At 68.0% G+C, this 15,954-nt stretch carries 16 protein-coding genes and 2 tRNA genes; 14 read left to right on the top strand and 4 right to left on the bottom strand.

The features are described from left to right. The first annotated feature begins 63 nt into the window (after window positions 1-63). From ACFE71_RS00090 to ACFE71_RS00070, 5 genes are read left to right on the top strand one after another with little or no spacing between them, the layout of a single operon-like run. Window positions 64-2,034: a lytic transglycosylase domain-containing protein gene (locus ACFE71_RS00090; protein WP_375426782.1), complete on the top strand. Its 1,971-nt coding sequence runs from the start codon at window positions 64-66 to the stop codon at window positions 2,032-2,034. Between the two features lie 49 nt (window positions 2,035-2,083). Then, window positions 2,084-2,326, top strand: a complete 243-nt coding sequence (locus tag ACFE71_RS00085; RefSeq protein WP_375426781.1) for a hypothetical protein — start codon at window positions 2,084-2,086, stop codon at window positions 2,324-2,326. Between the two features lie 45 nt (window positions 2,327-2,371). Continuing rightward, complete coding sequence (locus ACFE71_RS00080) at window positions 2,372-3,181, top strand: NYN domain-containing protein (protein ID WP_375426780.1); 810 nt, start codon at window positions 2,372-2,374, stop codon at window positions 3,179-3,181. Between the two features lie 34 nt (window positions 3,182-3,215). Further along, window positions 3,216-3,818 (top strand): Uma2 family endonuclease, encoded by a 603-nt coding sequence (locus tag ACFE71_RS00075; protein WP_375426779.1) that lies wholly within the window; start codon window positions 3,216-3,218, stop codon window positions 3,816-3,818. Then, window positions 3,815-4,186 carry a VOC family protein gene (locus ACFE71_RS00070; RefSeq protein WP_375426778.1) on the top strand — a complete coding sequence of 124 codons (372 nt, stop codon included), beginning with the start codon at window positions 3,815-3,817 and terminating at the stop codon, window positions 4,184-4,186. The genes ACFE71_RS00075 and ACFE71_RS00070 overlap by 4 nt, the downstream gene beginning before the upstream one ends. A 7-nt stretch (window positions 4,187-4,193) precedes the next feature. Here the strand turns inward: ACFE71_RS00070 and ettA are convergent, their stop codons facing one another. Continuing rightward, entirely contained in the window at window positions 4,194-5,873 is a 1,680-nt protein-coding gene (ettA, locus tag ACFE71_RS00065; protein WP_375426777.1) for an energy-dependent translational throttle protein EttA, read from the bottom strand. 103 nt (window positions 5,874-5,976) lie between these two features. Between ettA and ACFE71_RS00060 the strand changes: the two genes are divergently transcribed. The 5 genes from ACFE71_RS00060 (at window position 5,977) to ACFE71_RS00040 (ending at window position 8,406) form a co-directional block, all read left to right on the top strand. Continuing rightward, window positions 5,977-7,398 (top strand): M20/M25/M40 family metallo-hydrolase, encoded by a 1,422-nt coding sequence (locus ACFE71_RS00060; protein ID WP_375426776.1) that lies wholly within the window; start codon window positions 5,977-5,979, stop codon window positions 7,396-7,398. A 118-nt stretch (window positions 7,399-7,516) separates the two neighbouring features. Next, window positions 7,517-7,777: a hypothetical protein gene (locus tag ACFE71_RS00055; protein WP_375426775.1), complete on the top strand. Its 261-nt coding sequence runs from the start codon at window positions 7,517-7,519 to the stop codon at window positions 7,775-7,777. Between the two features lie 17 nt (window positions 7,778-7,794). Further along, window positions 7,795-8,052, top strand: coding sequence for a hypothetical protein (locus ACFE71_RS00050; RefSeq protein WP_375426774.1), 258 nt, complete (start codon window positions 7,795-7,797; stop codon window positions 8,050-8,052). An 89-nt stretch (window positions 8,053-8,141) separates the two neighbouring features. Further along, window positions 8,142-8,214: transfer RNA gene (locus tag ACFE71_RS00045), tRNA-Ile, on the top strand. 115 nt (window positions 8,215-8,329) lie between these two features. Then, window positions 8,330-8,406, top strand: a tRNA-Pro gene (locus tag ACFE71_RS00040). Between the two features lie 7 nt (window positions 8,407-8,413). Here the strand turns inward: ACFE71_RS00040 and ACFE71_RS00035 are convergent. Both ACFE71_RS00035 and ACFE71_RS00030 read right to left on the bottom strand, forming a co-directional pair. Then, window positions 8,414-8,863: a GreA/GreB family elongation factor gene (locus ACFE71_RS00035; protein WP_375426773.1), complete on the bottom strand. Its 450-nt coding sequence runs from the start codon at window positions 8,861-8,863 to the stop codon at window positions 8,414-8,416. Between the two features lie 272 nt (window positions 8,864-9,135). Then, window positions 9,136-10,857 (bottom strand): sensor histidine kinase, encoded by a 1,722-nt coding sequence (locus ACFE71_RS00030; protein WP_375426772.1) that lies wholly within the window; start codon window positions 10,855-10,857, stop codon window positions 9,136-9,138. 182 nt (window positions 10,858-11,039) lie between these two features. Here ACFE71_RS00030 and ACFE71_RS00025 point away from each other — a divergent pair, with 182 nt between their 5' ends. Continuing rightward, the gene (locus ACFE71_RS00025; RefSeq protein ID WP_375426771.1) at window positions 11,040-11,501 is read left to right on the top strand and encodes an Lrp/AsnC family transcriptional regulator; all 462 of its coding nucleotides are present in this window, start codon (window positions 11,040-11,042) and stop codon (window positions 11,499-11,501) included. A gap of 50 nt (window positions 11,502-11,551) precedes the next feature. On the opposite strand, the gene ACFE71_RS00020 is transcribed toward ACFE71_RS00025, so the two are convergent. After that, entirely contained in the window at window positions 11,552-12,838 is a 1,287-nt protein-coding gene (locus ACFE71_RS00020; protein WP_375426770.1) for a tol-pal system YbgF family protein, read from the bottom strand. Between the two features lie 155 nt (window positions 12,839-12,993). On the opposite strand from ACFE71_RS00020, the gene ACFE71_RS00015 reads away from it, so the two are divergent. The 3 genes from ACFE71_RS00015 to ACFE71_RS00005 form a co-directional block, all read left to right on the top strand. Next, window positions 12,994-13,743 carry a YaaA family protein gene (locus ACFE71_RS00015; protein ID WP_375426769.1) on the top strand — a complete coding sequence of 250 codons (750 nt, stop codon included), beginning with the start codon at window positions 12,994-12,996 and terminating at the stop codon, window positions 13,741-13,743. Window positions 13,744-13,756: 13 nt separating this feature from the next. After that, window positions 13,757-14,437, top strand: a complete 681-nt coding sequence (locus tag ACFE71_RS00010; RefSeq protein ID WP_375426768.1) for an SDR family NAD(P)-dependent oxidoreductase — start codon at window positions 13,757-13,759, stop codon at window positions 14,435-14,437. A 124-nt stretch (window positions 14,438-14,561) separates the two neighbouring features. Then, window positions 14,562-15,954, top strand: a 1,393-nt coding sequence (locus ACFE71_RS00005) for a DNA gyrase subunit A (RefSeq protein ID WP_375426767.1), incomplete at its 3' end; no start/stop codon positions are given.

The following is a 15,954-nucleotide window of genomic DNA, read 5'->3' as shown; positions in this document are numbered from 1 at the left end:
CGATCACCCGCGCCGGGCGATTTCATTCACGACAGGTAAGGGCGATTCGACTAGTCTGTCCATATGCTTGGCACCCTTCTCCGTTCCGGCGCACTGATCTCGGTCCTCACTCAGGTCACGGGCGCGCCGTCCATCGACTTCTCGCGGGTGCAGTCCCCCGCCCCGTACGCTCCCCAGCCGACCAGCGACGGCGCGATCGCCTCGGCGATCGCCGAATGGCGCGCGATCGGGCAGACGGACGCGCTGCCCTTCGACAGCTACGCGCGTTTCCTGCTCGCGCATCCCGGCTGGCCGAACGAGACGGCGAACCGGCGCGCGGCCGAGCGTCAGGCGGGCGTCGCCTCACCGATCAGCGCGATCACCTTCTTCCGCCGGTTCCCGCCGCAGTCGACGAACGGCATGGTCGCCCATGCCCGCGCGCTCGCCGCGACGGGCGATCAGGCTCGGGCGCGCGAGGAAGCGCGGCGGGCGTGGCGAGTAGGCGGGATGTCGGCGGCCGACGAGAACACGTTGCTGTCCACCTTCGGTTTCGCGCTGACGCCTGCGGATCACGACGCGCATGTCGACGCGCTGCTCTGGGCCGGAGGCACGAGCGCGGCCGCACGCGCGATGCCGCTGACCTCGCCCGCGATGCGCCCGGTGCTGGAGGCGCGGCTGGCGCTTCGCTCCAGCGCGGTCACGGCGGGGACGATCGACGCCGAGCGGTTCCGGAGCGACGCGGGCTTCATCGCCGACCGCGCGACTTGGCTTCGGAACAACGGCGCGGGGCCGAGCGCGCGAAGCTGGCTCGCCCGCCCGCGCCAGATCGTCCAGCGGCCCGGGAACGTCGAGCGGTGGTACGAAATGCTGCTGACCTCCGCCCGCGCCGCGTCGGCGGATGGGCAGCACCAGCTCGCCTACGACATCGCGCGGCAGGTCGATGACGCCTACCCGCCCGGCACCGACGTCTCGGCCAAGCCATATGGCGAGCGCGACGACTATACGAGCCTTGCTTGGCTGGCAGGACAGTCGGCGATGAAGATCGGTCGCCCGGCGGACGCGTCAGTCATGTTCGACCGCTATGGCCTGGGCGTGAAGTCGCCGCAGACGCGCGCCAAGGGGTTCTACTGGGCCGCACGCGCGGCCGCGCAGGGAGGGCGCACGGCCGAAGCGACCGCTTTGTTCGAGCGCACGGCGGCGTTCCGCGACCAGTATCATGGCCAGCTCGCGACCGAGCGGCTCGGCCGCGCGCTCCTGCCCCCTGCCGCGCCGCTTGCCACGGCGGTCGCGCCCACCGCGCGCGCGGCTTGGGACGCGCGCGACCTGGTGCGCGCGGTGCGCTTCCTGGGGCAGATCGGCGCGCGGCAGGACCAGACCGCCTTTGTCCGCCGGATAGCGGAAGGGGTGGAGACCGAGAGCGACCAGCTGCTCGCGGTCGAGCTGTCACGCGCGCTGTCGCGGCCCGATCTGGCGGTGATGGCCAGCCGCACCGCCGCGCAGAACGGGCTGACCGCTCACTCCGCCGCGGGCTTCCCGACGGTGCCGGTGCCGGGCGGCTACGAGCGGAACTGGGTCATCATCCACGCCATCACGCGCCAGGAATCGCAGTTCGACCGCACCGCGATGAGCTCGGCGGGCGCGCGCGGGCTGATGCAGCTGATGCCGGGCACCGCGCGCGAACAGGCAGGCAAGATCGGCGTGACCTTCGCCGGGCTCGACAGCCTGACCGCCGACCCGAACCTGTCGATCATGCTGGGATCGAGTTATTTCGACCGGATGTACGCCAATTACGGCAGCTACCCGCTCGCGATCGCAGCCTACAACGCCGGACCGGGCAACGTGAACAAGTGGCTGCGCCTGAACGGCGATCCGCGTGCCGGCGCCGTCGACGCGGTCGATTGGGTCGAGGCGATCCCGTTCACCGAAACGCGCGGCTACGTCCAGCGCGTGCTGGAGAACGCGGTGGCGTACGACCTGCTCAACCCGGCCCGGGCGAGAAGCCGGGGGAACACGCGGCTGAGCTGGTACCTGGGGCGCGGGTCGCGGACGGGGTAGGAACATGGCGGGTACTTCGGCGGTTCGACTCCATACGCAAGGAGAAGATATGATGGAGAACCCCCGCACCACATCGGCCCGCGAGCATGACGATCACGAAATGATCGACGCCGCCGTCGCCGAGGTCACCCCCGGCCAATCGTCGTCGAGCGGCGGCCATCTCGCCAAGGACGTCGCGACGCAGGCCGAGGAGGCCGCCGTCCACGATCCCGAAGTGAGCAGGCGCCCGGAGAAGACCGACAAGATCGACAACAACGCGGCGCGCTCCGGACACACCGGCGGCGCGGAGTAGCGATCCGGCGTTGCGTCATGGGGCGAGCCGCGCAAGGGTGAGTGCATGAACGAGTCCACCCGCCCCGTCGCCAATGTCGCGCTGTTGATCGACGCCGACAACGCCCAGCCCTCGGCGATCGACCCCGTGCTGACCGTCCTCGCCGAACTCGGCACGGTCAACGTCCGGCGCGCCTACGGCAACTGGTCAAAGCCTGGGTTGAAGGGTTGGCGCGACGTGTCGTTGCGCTACGCGATCGAGCCGCAGCAGCAGTTCGACCTGACCAAGGGCAAGAACGCCACCGACATGAAGATGACGATCGACGCGATGGACCTGGCGTTCCGCGGTCGGATCAGCGCGTTCGGGATCATGTCGTCCGACAGCGACTTCATGCCGCTCGCGACCCGCCTGCGTCAGGACGGGCTGGAGGTGTACGGCTTCGGCTCGTCGCGCGCGCCCGCCGCCTTCCGCGCCGCCTGCACCCGCTTCATCGACGTGGGCGCGATCACGGTCGACGAGCCCGAGCTGCCGGTCCAACCGACCGGCGACCAGCCCGCCGCTCGCGCGCCCGCGCCGGCGGACTTGGACGCCGAGCCAAGCTCGATCTTCGACGCCCTCCCCCCGGCGATCCGCTCCGGCAAGGGTGCCAAGGTCGACCCCGCGCTCCTGAAGCTCCTCATCGACGCGTACGACTCGGTAAAGAAGGACGCCAAGGGCTTCGCCAACCTGTCCGTCATGGGCCAGCTCGCCGGCAACCGCTCCAGCTTCGACGCGCGTAATTATGGGTTCAAGCGGTTGAGCGACCTGATCGAGTCGGTTCCGGACTTCCAGGTGGACCGGCGGGAGAATGCGCTGTGGGTGAAGCGGGTGCGGTGATACGTCGATATCTGAGAAGTGATAGTAGCCGCGCATGAACGCTCATGTCGGCATCCCACATCCGCTTAGCGATAAGCTGCCGTACGCCTGGCCGGACGTACGCAAGTACAAGCTACGAATGAGCGATTACCTGCTTCTTGATGAGGCGGGTACGTTCGAAGGGCATGAAACCGAGCTGGTCGATGGAGATGTCATCGTAATAAGTCCGGAATGGATCCCGCATATGCGGGTGAAGGACGAACTTGCATATCAGCTGAGGCGATCGATCGAGCGTAAGAAGCTTGATCTTCTTGTCGGGACCGGCGGGAGCGTAGCGTTGTCCGAGGTGAATACTCCAAGGCCTGACGTCATCGTCGCGCGTCAGTTCGCAGGCGATCGCTCCGTAAAGCTTGACTGGGTATCGCTGCTCGCCGAGGTCTCGTCGTCAACTCTGACGTTCGACATTGGTAAAAAAGCGGTGCTGTACGCTCGCTTCGGCATCCCTGAATACTGGGTAGCCGACGTAAACGCACGACTAATCATTCAGATGTGGTCGCCACTGGGTGACGCATATCGCGAGCGACGGGAAGTGCCGTTCGGTAAACGCATCACAGCAGCGACCATCGACGGGCTTACGATCAATACGATGGCCCTTTGATCGACCATATCACCTTCGGCGTTTCAGACTTCGCGCGATCATGCGCCTTCTACGATGCCGCGTTCGGACCACTGGGCATCCGCCGCCTGATAAGCTCCCGCGAGGTTGCCGAATTCGCAGGTTACGGTGACATACGACCTTGGTTCTGGATCGCGGAGCAGGACGCAACGCGCGGTAAGCTTCACATCGCGATTCGCGCCGAAAGCCGGGAACTGGTCGACACGTTCCACGCCGCCGCTCTCGTAGCGGGTGGTCGCGACAATGGTGCCCCCGGACCTCGCCCTTTGTATCACCCAGATTATTATGGCGGATTCGTGCTCGATCCGGACGGGCACAATATAGAGGCGGTTTGCCGCCGCCCCGAGTAACGGGTCGCTACCGCGTCAGCTTCTTATACGCCAACCGCGTAGGCCGGTCCGCCGCATCGCCCAGCCGCCGCCGCTTATCCTCTTCGTACGCTTCGAAGTTCCCCTCGAACCATTCGACGTGGCTGTCGCCTTCGAACGCCAGGATGTGCGTGCACAGGCGGTCGAGGAAGAAGCGGTCGTGGCTGATGACGACCGCGCAGCCCGCGAAGCTTTCCAGCGCCTCCTCCAGCGCGCGGAGCGTTTCGACGTCGAGATCATTGGTGGGCTCGTCGAGCAGCAGGACGTTGCCGCCCTCCTTGAGCATCTTGGCCATGTGGACGCGGTTGCGTTCGCCGCCCGACAGTTGGCCGACCTTCTTCTGCTGGTCGGGGCCGCGGAAATTGAAGGCGGCGACGTAGGCCCTGGTGCCAAGCTCCTGCTTGCCAAAGCGGAACACCTCCAGCTTGTCGCTGATCTCCTCCCACACGTTCTTGCCCGGATCCAGGTCGTCGCGGCTCTGGTCGACGAAGCCGAGCTTGACCGTCGTGCCGACCTCGATTGTCCCCGAGTCGGGCTTCTCCTGCCCCGTGATCAGCTTGAACAGAGTCGATTTTCCCGCGCCATTGGGGCCGATCACCCCGACGATGCCGCCCGGCGGCAGCGTGAAATCGAGCCCGTCGAACAACAGCTTGTCGCCATAAGCCTTGGTCAGGCCCTTGGCTTCGATCACCTTGCCGCCCAACCGCTCGGGCAGCTGTATGAGGATCGCGGCCTTGCCCGAAACGCGGTTCTCCTGCTTCTCCATCAGTTCGTCGAAGGCGCGGATGCGGGCCTTGGACTTGGTCTGGCGGGCCTTGGGGGTCTGGCGCATCCAAGCGAGCTCGTCGGCGATCGCCTTTTGCTTGCCCTGCTCCTCGCGTTCCTCCTGCTCCAGCCGCTTGGACTTCTTCTCCAGATAGCCCGAATAGTTGGACTCGTAGGTATAGTAGCGGCCGCGGTCGAGCTCGAGCACCCAGTTGACGACGTTGTCGAGGAAGTAGCGGTCGTGGGTGACGAGGATGACGTTGCCCTGATATTCCTTCAGGAAGTTCTCGAGCCAGCCGACGCTTTCGGCGTCGAGATGGTTGGTCGGCTCGTCGAGCAGCAGGATGTCGGGCTTCTCCAGCAGCAGCTTGCATAGCGCCACGCGGCGCTTCTCGCCGCCCGACAGCGTGCTCACGTCGGCATCGCTCGGCGGACAGCGAAGCGCCTCCATCGCCTGTTCGAGCTGGCTGTCGAGCGCCCAGCCATCGACCGCGTCGATCTTGGTCTGGAGCTCGCCCATCTCCTCCATCAGCGCGTCGAAGTCGGTGTCGTCCCCCGGATCGCCCATTTCCGCCGAGATGGCGTTGAAGCGGTCGACCAGGTCGGCATTCTCCTTCACGCCCTGGCGCACGTTGCCCATGACGTTCAGCGCCGGATCGAGCTGCGGCTCCTGCGCCAGATAGCCGACACGGATGCCGTCGGCCGCCCAGGCCTCACCCGAGAAGTCGGGGTCCATCCCCGCCATTACCTTCATCAGCGTCGACTTGCCCGAGCCGTTGGGGCCGATGATCGCGATCTTGGCCGATGGGATGAATTGGAGGTGGATGTTGTTGAGGACGGGCTTGTTCGCGCCGGGGAAGGTCTTGGACAGGCCCTTCATGACGTAGGTGTACTGGACGGCCATGAGGGGCGCGTGCTCCGTGTTGCGAGGATCGGGAAGTCGGAGCGGCATGTAATCGCCGGCCCTGCCGTTGGCAAACACAGCGGGCCGCCTTACGCCCTAGCGGATGATCAAACGCCTCCTGCTCTCTACGCTCCTCGCCGCTCCCGCGCTGGCCCAAACGCCCGCGATCACGCCGCCCGGCGGCCCCGCCCCGCCCGCGAGGCCTGTGGCGCTGTCGCCCGAGGTCGTGCGGCTGCGCGACGCGGCGTTGAAGGACGATCTGGCCTATGAGATCACCGAGGGGCTGACGACCGAGGTCGGCCAACGGCTCGCGGGAACGGAGGCGGAGGCGCGCGGGCGGACCTGGGCGGTCGCCAAGCTCAAGGCGCTCGGATTCAAGAACGTGCGGGTCGAGCCGTTCACCTTGCCCGTCTGGGTGCGCGGGATCGAGACGGCGGAGATCGTCGCGCCGTTCCCGCAGAAGCTGGCGCTGACCGCGCTCGGCAACTCGGCCGCGACCCCGCCCGCTGGGATCACCGCGCCCGTCGTGATCTTCCGCGAATATAACGACCTGCTCGCCGCGCCCGACGGATCGCTCAGCGGCAAGATCGCCTATATCGGCCACGACATGGCTCCGTCTCAGGACGGGTCGAGCTATGGCGCCTACGGCCCCGCGCGGCGGGTCGGGCCGGCGCTGGCAGCGCGAAAAGGGGCGGTCGCGGTCGTGATCCGGTCGATCGGAACGGACAAGCAGCGGCTGCCGCATACCGGCGGCACCAACTTCCCGGACGGCGTGACGCCGATCCCCGCGGCGGCGCTGGCGCATCCGGACGCCGAGCAGCTGGAGCGGATCGCCGCGCGGGGCAAGCCGATCACCATGCATCTGGTCCTGACCCCCCGGTCGCTCGGCCAAGGGGAGTCGGGCAACGTCATCGGCGAAGTGCCCGGCACGGACCGCGACGCCGGGATCGTGCTGATCGGCGGGCATCTCGACAGCTGGGACCTGGGGACCGGTGCGATCGACGACGCGTCGGGGGTGGCGATCACCACGGCCGCCGCCAAGCGCATCATGGATTCGGGCCGTCGCCCGCGCCGTACGATCCGTGTCGTGTGGTTCGGCGCGGAGGAGGTCGGCGTGTTCGGCGGCCGCGCCTACGGTGCCGCGCACGCCACCGAACGCCACGCGGTCGCGGCCGAGTCGGACTTCGGCGCGGACCGCATCTGGCGATTCGAGACCAACCTGCCCGCGAACGCTTCGGCGGTCGTCGACCGGCTAGGCGCCGCGCTGGCCCCGCTCGGCATCCCGCGCGGGACGGCGGTGGCGGGCGACGGCGCGGATGTCGGACCGATGTTCAAGTTGGGCGTCGGCGCGATCGATCTCAACCAGTCGGGCACCCGCTATTTCGACATCCACCACACCCCCGACGACACGCTGGAGCGCGTTGATCCGGAGCAGATGCGGCAGAATGTCGCCGCATGGACGGCGGTGCTGGCCGTGGTAGCCTACGCGCCGGAAGAGCTCGGGCCAGTGACGCCGCAGCCTTGAGGTTCGGGCAAATGCGGCGAAAAGAAGGCGCTGGCTATTGACCTACCATTTTGATCGGGTATTCGGAACGCCTCGTCGACGGCCGGGGGTCGTTGACGATGTACTTGGGAGTTTTGCCATGAAGAAGTTCGTACTTGCCGTCGCCGCCACCGGCCTTCTGTCGCTCGCCGCCTGCAACTCGCCGCAGGCCGAGCGCAACGAGGCCGCCGGCGAGGCCGTAGCCGACAACCTCCAGGCGCAGGCCGACAATCTCGAGGACGCCGCCGAGGCCGCGCCGACCGAGAACGCCGAAGCCGTGCTCGAGAACGCGTCGGAGAACATGCAGACGAAGGCGGACAACGCCGAGGACGCCGCCGACAACGAGACCGACGTCAACTAAGACGGCGGGTCCGATCGATGAAGCGCCCTCTCCTCGTCGCGATCGGCCTCCTGCCGCTCGCCGCCTGCTCCCGATCGCCCGAGGCGACCGCGGTGGAGGTGAATGCCGACATGCTGGCCGACAAGCTCGAAGCGGAAGCGGACCAGCTGGAGGCGTTGGCGGAGAACGCCGCGAACGCGGATGCGGCGGCGGCGATCGAGGGCGCTTCGGAGAACCTTTCAGCCGACGCGGATAACGTCCGTGACGTCGCCGAGGATGTGGCGCGGAACCTGTAAGGATTCGTGTCCGACGGTGAGTTCAGGGTGTTCTCGCCTCGGCGAGGGCACCCTTTTTTCATTGGGCGATCTCGGCTAGTCCGGCGGTGGGGCCTGTAGCTCAATGGTTAGAGCTGGCCGCTCATAACGGCTAGGTTGGGGGTTCGAGTCCCTCCGGGCCCACCGATTTTCTCGAGCCCACCGCGGCGAAGCCGCGTCGTCGGTCGTGGCTGAAACCACGCCGGCCGGGCGCGTTGCCTCTCGCGCATAGCTCCGCTATGCGCGTGGGCATCGGCCCCGGGGAGTGGCGCAGTCTGGTAGCGCGCTTGCTTTGGGAGCAAGATGTCGCAGGTTCGAATCCTGTCTCCCCGACCACCGGCGCTCAGGTCGGCTCGATCGCGATTATTTCTACCCCGTCGCCGAATATGACCCGCTCGCCCTCCATCGCGCCGGTCAACGCGCGCGCGAGAGGCGACGAAAAGGCGATGCGTCCTGCCGCCGGTTCGGCTTCATCGTCGCCGACGATCTCGATCACCCGCTCCGCGCCCTTGATCCGCACCCGCACGCGCGATCCGAACGCAACCTCGTCGGCGGGCGGCGCGGGCGCGAGCGTCGCCGTCACCGACCGGATCCGCCAGTAACGCAGGTCGCGCGCGACCGCCGCACGCTCCTCATCCGACGCCCCCGCCAGCCGCGCCTCCAGATCGGCCAGGCGCTCTCCGATCAGCGCCAGCCCGCGCGGGGTCACCAGGTTCGGTCCCGCCGGGATTGGAAGTTCGAATTTGGGCTCCAGATGCTCCTCGTCGCTCTCGCGGCGGAATGCGACGCTCATGGTGTGGTCTCCGTTGCAGGTGATTCCGCCGCCGCGATCACGTCCTCGGGCGACGCCAGACGCACCGCCGAACGGTCAAGCCGCGCGAACATCGCGTCCCACCACGCCCGGAAGCGCCGCAGCTTATCCGCGTCGCGCGCATATAGGGTGTGCCCGGGCGCGAGCGAGGGCGAATGGGCTGCGACGCTACGGCCCAGCCTTCCGGCGCGCCATGCGCGCGGCGCGCGGCTGAACGCGGCAGGCCGACCCAGGCGTGAAGCTGCGTTGCCATCTCAGATCGTCGTCGCATGCTCCGCGCTTCGGCCCAAGCTGGTCGGCAGCCGCAAGGTCAAGCGCGCGGGCCTGAACTCGAGCGCGCCGCCGAGCTCGGCGGCGAGGTTGCGCGCGACGCGGATCGCAAATCCTGTACCCAGCAATGGAGTCCCGTCGAGTGGATGGTCGACGTCCCGGTCCGCCCCGTGCTCCCCTGCATTCAAGGCGAGCAGCGCGCCCTCATCGAGCCCCGCCAGGCTGCGCGGACGGTCGATGGCGATTTCGACGCTGGACGGATCGGCATGTACGGCTGCGCGCAGCGTCTCGCCGAAAGTCCCGGCCGCGATGAGCGTCGCGAACAGCCGCGCGAGCAGCCGCTCCGCCGCGCGGTCGTCGGCGACCACGCGTGCATCCGCATCGCCGTCGATCAGGACGCGTACCCCGCGAAGCGCGGCCAGCGCACCGAGATCGGCGACCACCCGCTCGACCATCGGCCGCACCAGGAGCGGTCCGGGCCTAAGCTCCAGCGCGCCGACTTCGATCCGGGCGGCGGTGTCGAGATCCTCGATCGCGGCGAGCAGCTCGCCGACGCGCGCGCGGATGGCGGTCGCGCGGGCGCGGTCGGCGGGGGGCACCGGGCCGAGCAGCTCGCTCTCGATCAGTTCGGCGAAACCCGCGATCGCGTTGGTGGGGGTGCGGAGTTCGTGGACGAGCTGGCGCAACGCGTCGGGGCTGGGCGTTCCACCCCGGCCCGGCGGGGCCGCGCTCTCGTCGGTGCGCGGGCGACGGCCGACGCCGCGGAAACCGGTGAAGCGACCGCTGTCCCGGTCGAAGGCGGGTATTCCCGTCAACCGCCAACACCCCGTCGCACTCGACGTACCCCCGACTTGGAGCCGCGCATCGTCGAAGCGTGAGCGGCGGCGCAGGCCGCCCGACGCGATCCCGTCGACCTGCGCCACGCCCTGAACGCCGGAATGCGCGATCGACAGGCCGACCAGGGCGCCCCGCGCGACGCCCTCCACGCCGATCAGCGTGCCGCTCGCGTCGGTCTCGAACATGAAGCGCTCGCCTGGCGTTTCCGCGATCGCCTGGGTACTCGCCGCAGACACATAGGGCCCCTCGTCACGGCGGCGGCGGAACGCCTCGATGCGCGCCATGAGGTCGGAGATCGCGTATCCCTCGGCCGGCGGCGGCGCGACCTCCGTTTCACCCCGCGCCGGCGTTTCCGCAATGACGGGCAGCCCGCGCGCGATCGGGTCCGGCGCGGCGATCATCGCGGCATCGAGCTGCAGCGGCTCACGCACGGCCGGCTCGGGCGTCGGAAGCGTGAAGTCGACCGTCCCGAAGCTCGCGAGCGCCCGCACCGTCTCAGGGGTGAGATCGCGTCGCCGGCGCAGCACCGATCGCAGCACCGGCGACAGCCGGGGGAGCAGCGCGGTCCACTCCGCGTCATCCAGTTTCGCCGTCCGCAGCACGGGAGCGGCGACGGCCGGCTCATCCTCGGCGAACAAAGCCACCAGTGCCGCGTCCGGCCGCGCATGGGCCAGCATCCGCGCGCTCGCCGCTCGAACCGCGACCGGTACCGCTGGGCGCAGCATCCGAAGGCGAGCAAGCACCGGCCCGTCGGTCGCGACGCGTCCGCGCCCGGCAAGGTCGACGAGCTGCCGCCAAGCGGATTGCGCGTCGTGTCCGGTCGCCACCTCTGAACCGAGCACCGTCTTGAGGCTGTCGTCGAAACGCACTGGATCGTACCCTTGGGCGAACGTGGAAATCGCTGCTAACGACTCGTTAAAAGCGCGATCGTGTCGATCAAAGTGTCCGTTTCGGTACGTTGCATTGTGGGACAATTGCGCTTGCACGCATGATTGTTACGTTGGAAAGAAGTCGAGCCGCCGATTGAAGCACGAACGGGAGTTATAGCGCGTTGGACCGCATCGACCGACGGATCATGGCGTTGTTGCAGGCGGACGGACGCATGACCAACGTCGACCTCGCCGAGCGCGTCGGCCTGACCGCCCCGCCATGCCTTCGCCGTGTCCGCGCCCTGGAAGAGGCGGGCGCGATCCGGGGCTATCACGCCGAACTCGACGGCACGCGGCTGGGTTATCCGATCACCGTATTCGCGATGGTGAGCCTCAGGAGCCAGGCCGAACACGACCTGGCCATGTTCGAGGCGCACGTCGCGAACATCCCCGAGGTGCGCGAATGCCACATGCTCAACGGGGAGATCGATTTCATCCTGAAAATCGTCGCGCCCGACCTGCGCGCGTTTCAAGAAATCCTGACCACGCACTTGACGCCCGCGCCCAACGTCGCCGGGGTCAAGACATCGTTGACGATCCGCACCGCCAAGCAGGAGTCGGGCATTCCGATCAAGGCCGAATGAAAAAGGGCGGCCCGTCCGCCGCCCTTTCTCCCGTGATGCCCAATCTCCGGTCAGGCCGTGACGGGTGAATCCAGCGACGTGATCCAAAGCTGCGCCAAGTCCGACCGCGGCGCGCCCTTGACGGCGGTGAACGCCGCGCGAGCGCCTTCCTTGTCGCCCTGACGCGCCAGCGCGATGCCCAGGCGGGTGTTCGCCTCGTCCGCGTTGACGCCGCCCTTCTGCAACGCGACCCGGTATAGGTCGGCGGCCTTAGCATTGTTGTTCTGGCTCAGATAGGCGTCAGCCGTTTGCGCGGCGAGCTTGCCGTCGCCCGCCGACTTGGCCTTTGTCTCTAGCGGCCCGAGCGGACTCTCGGCGGCGATAGCCTTCGCGATCTCGGTCCGCATCGCCTTGTAGTCGGGTCCGCCGGTCGGGATCTTCCCCGCTGCCGCACCCTCGTCCAGAATGCGCTTAGCCTCTTCGGGCAGTCCTCGGGCGGCGGCATCCTGCGCGTACTCGCGATAATCGTACTGATCGGCAAGCGATCGGGTATGGTGCATCAGGCGAAACAGGTCGAGCTTCTGCTGCTTGTCGAGCGTCGCCACCGACCCTTGCTGCAACCCGTACAGGACCGACACGTCGCGCCAGTTCTTGGCCGTCGGATAGGCCGCGAGCAGGCGCTGCATCGACGGAACGGCCTGGCCCGGTTGCTTGACGCTCTTGGCCATGCCGTAACGGTACAGCTCCTCTTTAGGCTTCTGCCCGGCGGCGGTAGCGCGCTGGATCTCAGCGTTGAGGTCGGTCAACGCGCCCTGCGAGTCACCCGTCAGCTCTTTCACGCGCATGACGTTCATGTCGAGATTGGGATCGACATAGCCGAGCTGCTTGGCCTGCTGCCAATATTGCAACGTCTGCGGATACTGCTTGGCGTCGTAGGCCAGCTGTCCGCGGATATAGGCCATCTGGCCCTTCCTGGACTGCTCGGTCAACGGGCTGGCGAGCAACGCGTCGAGCGGCGCGGCCAAGCGGCTCTGGTCGACGGGCCCGTTGGGGTTCGCGGCGCGAGCGACACGGAGCCTGGCCTGCTCCATATCGAGGCGAAGCGCCGCGGCGGTGTAGCGATCCTGATCGGTCGTCACCGCCGCGTCCATCTGAACCAGCGCGGCTTCGGCGGTCGGAAAGTCGTTGGCCGTCGTCGCCGTCTGCACGGCCTGCGCGGCCTTCAGCGCGGCCGGGCTCAGCTTGGGGCCCTTATCCGCCTTTTTCTTCTGCGCGGCGGCGGGGGCCGCGACGATCGCACCGCCGGCCACGCCGGTCATGAGCAGCGCCGACAGCAGGGCGCGGGAAACGGTGTTCATTGGGCTCTCCATCATGGCGGCATCGGCCTTGGACCACGCTCGAACCCGTACCGGGACGCGGCGTTCCGTTCAAGCGAGGCGCGGGCGTCCGGTGCCGCCCGCCCGCTGAACCGCGATTGAACGCGGAGCGGCGCGCGGCTACCGCTTCCGCGCCGATGATCGCCGTCCTGTCACCCGCCAAGTCGCTCGATTTCGAGAGCGCGCCGCCGCCGCACGCCGCCACCGTCCCGCGTTTCGCCAGGGAGGCGGAGATGCTCGCCAAGTCATGTGCGCGGCTGTCGCGCAAGCGGCTGGCCGAGCTGATGCGCATCTCGCCCGCGCTCGCCGCACTCAATAGCGATCGGTATCGCGATTTTGCGACCGCGCCCGAGCGGGCCGCGCTTTTCGCCTTCGCCGGCGACGTATATCACGGCCTCGACGCGCATACGCTGGACGATGCCGCGCTTGCCCATGCTCAAGACCGCCTGCGCGTGCTGTCCGGCCTCTACGGCTTGCTTCGCCCGCTTGACGCGATCCGCCCGCACCGGTTGGAGATGGGCACGCGCTGGGCTCCCCGTCATGCCCGGCTGACCGACTGGTGGGGCGCCCGCATCGCCGCCGCGCTCGGCCGGGAGCTCGAGGCGGCGGGGTCGACCACGATACTCAATCTCGCCAGCAACGAATATTGGGCAGCGGTGGCGAAGCACTTGGCCCCTTCGATCCGCATCGTCGCCGTCGAGTTTCGCGAAGGCGCGGACGCCCATTTCATCAGCTTTCACGCAAAGCGCGCGCGGGGAAGCATGGCGCGCTGGGTCGTCGATCATCGCGTCGAGGACCCCGCCGTCCTCCCCGGCTTCGACCGCGACGGCTACCGCTTCGACGTGCAGGCGAGCACCCCTGACCGCCTTCGATTCGTGCGCCTGTGAAGGCGCTCGGGGCGTGAGGGCGGTCGTCATCGGGGCGGCGGGCGGGATCGGCGCGGCGCTCGTGGGCGCGTTGCGCGAGGAGGATGCGGAGGTCCACGCCTTCGCCCGATCCCTCGCCGGCGACGGCCGGCTCGACCTGACCGACGAGGCGAGCATCGCCGCCGCGGCCGCGCGGATCGCGCCGGGGTTGGACCTGGTGTTCGTCGCGACCGGCCTTCTTCATGACGGCGGCCGCGGTCCGGAAAAGACTTGGCGCGACCTCGACGGCGACTGGCTCCGCCGCAATTTCCTCGTCAACGCGATCGGCCCCGCGCTCGTGGCCAAGCACTTCCTGCCGCTCCTCGCCCGCGATCGCCGGAGCGTGTTCGCGGCGCTATCGGCGCGGGTCGGCAGCATTTCCGACAACAACTTGGGCGGCTGGTATGGCTACCGCGCCTCCAAGGCGGCGCTCAACCAGCTGATCCGCACGATCGCCGTCGAGGAACGCCGCCGCAATCCGCGCGGGATCGTGGTCGCACTTCATCCGGGCACGGTCGACACCGGCCTTTCCAAGCCGTTCCAGGGCAACGTCCAGCCCGGCCGCCTGTTCGCGCCCGATCGCGCGGCGGTGCAGCTGTTGGACATGATGGAGGGGCTGCGTCCCGTCGACAGCGGCAAGCTGTTCGATTGGGAAGGCAAGGAGGTCAGCCCCTAAAACCCTCTCCCGCTTTCGCGGGGGAGGGACAGGAAAGAACCCCTCGCGCGCACGCGCGCGCGTGACAAAAGGGGTCCGGATACCTAAATCGCCCTGTAACATTCCCCTGCCTGAAAGCGAACAATTGGCCGACGACACGCTGCTCGACGACCCCATCCAGTCCATCTCCATCGTCGACGAGATGAAGTCGAGCTACCTCGACTACGCCATGTCCGTCATCGTCGCGCGCGCGCTGCCCGACGTGCGCGACGGGTTGAAGCCGGTCCATCGCCGCATCCTGTTCTCCGCCGCCGAAAGCGGGTTCGTCGCGGGCAAGCCGTATCGCAAGTCGGCGCGTATCGTCGGCGACGTGATGGGCAAGTACCACCCGCACGGCGACAGCTCGATTTACGAGGCGCTGGTTCGCATGAGCCAGGACTGGTCGATGCGCGTGCCGCTGATCGACGGCCAGGGCAATTTCGGGTCGATGGATCCCGACAAGGCCGCGGCCATGCGGTACACCGAGGCGCGGCTGGCCAAGGTGGTGAACTCGCTGCTCGGCGATCTCGACAAGGACACGGTCGACTTCGTCCCCAATTACGATGGGTCGGAGCGCGAGCCCGCCGTCCTGCCCGCGCGCTTCCCTAACTTGCTCGTCAACGGCGCCGGCGGGATCGCGGTCGGGATGGCGACCAACGTGCCTCCGCATAACCTGGGTGAGGTCATCGACGCCTGCCTGGCCTATATCGAGAACGGCGCGATCACCGTCGAGGAACTGAACGAGATCGTCCCCGGCCCCGATTTTCCGATGGGCGCGATCATCCTGGGCAAGGCGGGCGCCCGATCCGCCTACCAGACTGGGCGCGGCTCGATCATCATCCGCTCGCGCCACGTGGTCGAGGAGGGCCGGGGCGACCGCCGCTCGATCGTCCTGACCGAAATTCCCTTCCAACAAGGTAAGAACGCGCTGGTCGAGAAGATCGCCGAGGCGGCGAAGGACAAGCGCGTCGAGGGCGTCAGCGACATCCGCGATGAGTCGAGCCGCTTGGGCGTCCGTATCGTCATCGACCTGAAGCGCGACGCGACGCCCGATGTGGTGCTGAACCAGCTCTGGCGGCACACCCCCGCGCAAGGGTCGTTCCCGGCGAACATGCTCGCCATCCGAGGTGGGCGTCCCGACCTGCTGAACCTGCGCGACATCATCCAGGCGTTCATCCAGTTCCGCGAGCAGGTGATCACCCGCCGCTCAAAGTTCGAGCTCAACAAGGCCCGTGAGCGAGCGCACCTGTTGCTCGGTCTCGTTGTCGCGGTCACAAACCTGGACGAGGTTGTCCGCGTCATTCGCGGCTCGGCGAACGCGACCGAGGCTCGCCACGCGCTCCTCATGCGCGAATGGCCCGTCGCCGAGATCGCGGGCTATCTGCGGCTCGTCGAGGCGGTCGAGAACGAGGTGACGGGCGACGTGTACCGCCTGTCCGACCTTCAGGTCCGCGCGATCCTCGACCTGCGCCTCCACCGCCTCACCGCGCTCGGCCGCG

The sequence above is a fragment of the uncultured Sphingomonas sp. genome (genome assembly GCF_964237155.1).
Lineage (GTDB): Bacteria > Pseudomonadota > Alphaproteobacteria > Sphingomonadales > Sphingomonadaceae > Sphingomonas.
This window is presented reverse-complemented; position numbering and strand designations above follow the sequence as displayed.